The sequence below is a fragment of the Oleiphilus sp. HI0079 genome, from assembly GCF_001635105.1.
This window is the reverse complement of the sequence record NZ_LWFT01000243.1, coordinates 1-726: the sequence shown is the minus strand read 5'-3', so window position 1 is coordinate 726 and position 726 is coordinate 1. Positions and strand designations below refer to the sequence as shown.

Genomic DNA, 726 nt, shown 5'->3' with positions numbered 1-726 from the left:
GCCGTCACACCTTTACTCGACAAACTTGTAGACGGTTTTGGTGAGATGTTTCGTCAAATATCGCTAGAACAAGTAGGTACTTCAACCATACAGTCGCGTGCTTTGGCTGGCATGGCAAACCACACACTGATTTTCTGTTTGCCCGGCAGCAATAATGCCTGTAAGACCGCGTGGGATAACATTATTGTCAGTCAAATAGACAGCCGCCATCGCCCATGTAATTTTGTTCCACAACTAAAGAATATCGATATCGAAGCCTGTATAAGTCGCGAATTGGCTGCCGAGCAGCCTAGCGAAAGCTAGCAGTAACCCCAACATAAAGAGCCCTTTGTATGCAACAACTGACACTCACAAGCCCTGACGATTGGCACCTTCACTTTCGCGATGGTGACATGCTTAAGGAGACCGTACCAGCAACCGCGCGATGTTTCGCTCGCGCGATTGTTATGCCAAACCTGGTACCCCCGGTCACGACTGGAGAATTGGTGTCTGCATATCGGCAACGAATCGAGGCCGCGCGACCAGCGGGTTCGGACTTTCAACCCTTAATGACGATTTATCTCACGGATCAGACAAGCCGAGACGATATTATTGCCGCCAAAGCGGCCGGTGCGGTTGCAGCCAAGCTATACCCTGCTGGAGCAACCACAAACTCCGATGCGGCAGTAGCAAGTTTGGAGTCGCTTAACCCTGTTTTTGAAGCGCTCGCCGAAGAAGGTATGTTAT

The 726-nt window shown here is 50.4% G+C and carries 1 protein-coding gene and 1 pseudogene; both read left to right on the top strand.

Going from position 1 to position 726, the window contains the following annotated elements:
• Positions 1–303: molybdopterin-binding protein (locus A3750_RS03620; protein WP_255374862.1), on the top strand; the 303-nt coding region annotated here is incomplete at its 5' end.
• A gap of 29 nt (positions 304–332) precedes the next feature.
• Positions 333–726, top strand: a pseudogene (locus A3750_RS03615) (dihydroorotase); the annotation flags it as partial.